Origin of the sequence: Cysteiniphilum marinum (assembly GCF_014857925.1) — a bacterium.
In the GTDB taxonomy this organism is placed as follows: Bacteria; Pseudomonadota; Gammaproteobacteria; order Francisellales; family Francisellaceae; genus Caedibacter; species Caedibacter marinus.
Genome location: NZ_JACYVZ010000069.1, coordinates 1 through 4337 on the forward strand (window position 1 = coordinate 1; position 4337 = coordinate 4337).

A 4337-nucleotide genomic window follows, 5' to 3' on the forward strand; every position below is an offset into this window, starting at 1 on the left:
TAATGATGACACATACTATTTAACATTAACCGTAACAGATAGTGCGGGAGTAAAAAGTGAAGAGTCAACAGCCACTTATACGATTACTGAAGATAATACATTAAAAACAAAACCATTACATATTGGACCCGCTCAAACAGGTTATGGTTTCAGCTGGCCAGATCAAAGATTTGAACTAGCCAATAATGCTGATAACTCTAAATGTAACGATGCAAACTATGACAAATTAACGGGACTCATGTGGGCTAAAAATGGTAGTGCATCAGTTTCAATGCAGTGGGCGGATGCAAAGACATATGCTGCTGATTTAAGCTTATGTGGGTATAACGATTGGCGTTTACCGACTGTTAATGAGCTAGCAAGCCTTGTAAATCACCAAGATACAAGTTCACCTGCAAAATGGTTAAATGATAATGGTTTTAGTAATATTAAAAGCAGTTATTATTGGTCTGGCACGATTTATTCCTTGTCAGGCGGTTTCGCGTGGTACGTTGGTATGTCTTACGGTAGCGTGGACAACGGCTCTCAGTCGTACTACAACTATGTGTTGCCTGTTCGCGGACCGAATTGATTATTGGGTGATTTGATTATTTTAAGGCTAAATAGGTTGATATATGGCACAGTATGAGCATTTACCGATATATCGTCAAACAATGGCGTTTGCCGTATATATTGAAACCATAGTGCGGAACTTTAGCCGCTATTATAAATATAGCTTGGGCTCGGATCTAAGAGATTTAGCTCATCAATCAGTCTTTCTAGTTATTCAAGCTAATAATCAAGCTGAACGCTTAACTACTTTGTTTCAACTAAGAGATTTATTTGAACAACTTAAGATAATGATGAGACTGTGCAAAGAAGTTAAAGCTTTTAACAATAGTCAAAGTTTTATTGAAGGTATGACACAGATTGTTAACTTATCTCGCCAAACTGAAGGCTGGATAAAATATATCAACGCCAATAACCAGAATTAAAACACTAAAGTGTTTTGAGTGTGTTAAGTATATGGTGCAGCCTCACTGCCCATGTTTATGATGGGTATAAAAAAGCGATGACCTACCTATTAAAAGGTGGTCAAAAGCAGATAAATGTGTGGCTTAACTTGTTGTTATTCCTTGTCAGGCGGTAACGCGTGGAACGTTAATATGAATAACGGTAACGTGAACAACAACAATCAGACGAACAACAACTATGTGTTGCCTGTTCGCGGAGCATGTCAGTGTTGGTTAAACAATCTGTGTTCATTGTTTTTAGGATATTATTATGAGTAAACTATTTGACATAAATCATTTATACAAGATGTACCTTAAATGTCGTTGTCGCAAACGCGGCAAGTTAAGTGCATTGGCTTTTGAAAGTGATTTTGAGTCTTTGTTGGTAGATCTTCATATAGCTTTGGTTAACCAATATTATCAGCCGAAGGCGGCCAAGCTATTTATCGTGGCGCAGCCAAAATACAGAGAGATTATAGCAGCTGATTTTAGAGATAGAATCATTCATCACTTGATTGTCCATTATCTAGAAAAGATATATGAGCCTATTTTTATTTATGACAGTTATGCTTGTCGCCAAAATAAGGGAGTGCATGCTGCAGTTAATCGTGTGCAATATTTTATGAGAAGGCTAACTTCTGAACATAAAGGGGTAAATGCTTATTATTTGCATATGGATATTAAGCAGTTTTTTTTAAATATTGATAAGTGTATTTTATTAACCTTATTAAGGAATAAACTGCATAAAGCATTAAAAAATAGCTCTTGGGAGCTCAGTTATCAGGATACAGCATTGTTGTATAATTTAATCAAAATTGTTTTATACGCTAACCAGTATCATATTGTAGAGACTGAGAGAAACATTAGGCGCTATAAAAGAATGCCTGAGCATAAAAGTTTAGCTAAAACAAATAAATCAGATGTTGGATTGCCTATTGGCAACTTAACGAGCCAATTTTTTGCCAATGTGTATTTAAATGAGCTAGATCATTATGTAAAACATGTACTGAAATGCAGATCCTATATACGATATTGTGATGATTTTATTATACTTGAGTCAAGTGAAACGAGATTATATGAAATAAAGCATCATATTACCTGTTTCTTATATGAGAAATTAAAACTTGAGACCAATGCTCGCTATGGCAATATTGCTCCGATAAGTAATGGCATTGATTGTTTGGGTTATATTGTGCATTTTAATTATAAGCTTATACGTAAGCGTACAGTGCATCATTTTGAACATAGATTGTTGTATTACAAAAAACGACTTGAAAGGAAGGGTGCTGATGTTATTAAAATGCTAAAAAATCTTCGGTTGGTAAGGTCAGATATTCGATTATGTGACAAAGCTGTCAGTGCTTACCTATATCCGATTTTTTTATTAACTAAACTTCATTCTGTTATATCGTCTTATCTTGGGATGTTTAAGCATGCGGATACGTATCGTTTAAAACAATCTATTTTTAATAATTATAGTTATCTTTACCATTACTTTGATAAAGCAATTTTAGAAGACACGTATTTTACCAAACTAAAAGCATTGTTTAAGTACAAAAAAGATTTTAAAAGTATTTATCATCAGTACTTTTATTTTAAAAAATGTTTTCAAAATACATTGCTATTATTTCAGGTAGGCAAGTTTTATCATTTTTATGACAAACTTAGCATTCAAATGGGGAATATACTGCGTCTTGAGATGATAAACTCTAGGGGAATTACCGCTAGATTTTGTCAATCCTTGTTGCATAAGAATATACAGCAACTGTTAATTTATGCTATTGACTTTGTCATTATAAAAGAATTGTCAGTTTGCTATAGTCACATTAAGGCAAGGATGCCTTTAATTTATATAAAAAATATGAGATCCACACAAATACAACCAACGTAAATTAGGAGAAAAAAATGAGAAATATTGGAAAAAACAACAAAATATCCATGCTGCTGGGTCTAGTAGTAATTTTGGGTTACTCAAACTATACCTTTGCTGCAAATGCAGTAATTCAAAATACAAATCCTACAGATACAGGCCCAGGTCAGTGGCCTACCCCAAGATTTGAGCCAGCCAAGAATGCTGATAACTCTGAATGTGAAGATGCAAACTATGACAAATTAACGGGACTCATGTGGGCTAAAAATGGTAGCGCATCAGGTTTAGTATGGGCGGGTGCAAAGACATATGCTAGTAATTTAATCTTATGTGGGTATAACGATTGGCGTTTACCGACTATTAATGAGCTCAGAAGCCTTATAAATTACTCGGCTACAACTTCACCTGCAAACTGGTTAAATTCTAAGAATTTTAGTAATATTAGCAAAGATAATTATTGGTCTAGCACGAGTTATTCCTTGCGAGGCGGTAAGACGTGGGGCGTTAATATGGGTACCGGTCTCGTGTACAACTACTCTCAGACGGACGCTTACTATGTTTTGCCTGTTCGCGAAAGGTAAGTGAAGTGTATTTATATTATGTCTTATGCTGCCTTTTTCAACCCAAAAAGAACATGTTTCTCCCAAACCTTAGGCCAAGTATAAGTATTCATAGCTGCCCTTAATGTAAGTATATTGTGCAGCCCATCCCTTGACCATTTCATGTGTTGCTGCCCTTTACAACGTTGATTAATCAAACTCTCAACATTGGACTCAGCCATTTGGCTTGTGAATATTGGGTTACACTGTAGATTCTGGACAAATCGGCAAAGTTAGTAAACTACTGTTCTAATTTCTCAATAGCTTTGTAAATATAGTTAGCTATTATCTTATGCACTTCACTCGTAGGGTGGACTCCATCTTCGAACACATAGCCTTGTAATTTTTCACGAGAGCATTCCTAACAACAGATTTATCGCAATTCTAAGCTACTTTCTTATAAAGTTTAGTCTTAGCCTGCTCCCAGTCTTTTGCCCATTGATTACTTGCCACAGAGGTTCTTATTTGCAGGACTCTATGTGCTGATTCTCGATTCCATTGTGCTTTTTGTTTTTTCTTGAACCTAGCATTAACAACGGTTTCAATTGCGCTTTCAATGACACTGCTAGTAAAAGGTTTACCTGCTATTTTCCTAGCTTCATAATTGACTAAATATCCCTTATTCGGGGCTCAATCCTTATTTCCGTTGGACGGGTTAAATCTGTTATAATTTTGTGATATTAACTTAAACCGAAAGAACTTAAAATGCTCACGAAATTGGATATGGTATTACCTGTTGAATTGCTTGGTTTATCAGATATAGAAATACTTAATATCTCCCTGCGAGATAGACGTGAGCTAATTATTGAAGTAAAAAGCACTAAAGATGATATCGTGTGCCGTAACTGTGGTAGGAAATGCGAAGATCATGGCTAT

Annotated in this window: 4 protein-coding genes; all 4 read left to right on the top strand. The window is 35.3% G+C overall.

Translation table 11 applies throughout. From position 1 onward, the window contains the following. The coding region (locus IE867_RS14025) for an Lcl C-terminal domain-containing protein (RefSeq protein ID WP_192485334.1) at positions 1-571 on the top strand (571 nt) is incomplete at its 5' end. Positions 572-614: 43 nt separating this feature from the next. Then, positions 615-974: a four helix bundle protein gene (locus tag IE867_RS14030; protein ID WP_192485335.1), complete on the top strand. Its 360-nt coding sequence runs from the start codon at positions 615-617 to the stop codon at positions 972-974. A gap of 289 nt (positions 975-1263) precedes the next feature. Then, positions 1264-2883 (top strand): reverse transcriptase domain-containing protein, encoded by a 1620-nt coding sequence (locus IE867_RS14035; RefSeq protein WP_192485336.1) that lies wholly within the window; start codon positions 1264-1266, stop codon positions 2881-2883. 14 nt (positions 2884-2897) lie between these two features. Continuing rightward, positions 2898-3443 (top strand): Lcl C-terminal domain-containing protein, encoded by a 546-nt coding sequence (locus IE867_RS14040; RefSeq protein ID WP_192485337.1) that lies wholly within the window; start codon positions 2898-2900, stop codon positions 3441-3443. Positions 3444-4337 lie beyond the last annotated feature (894 nt).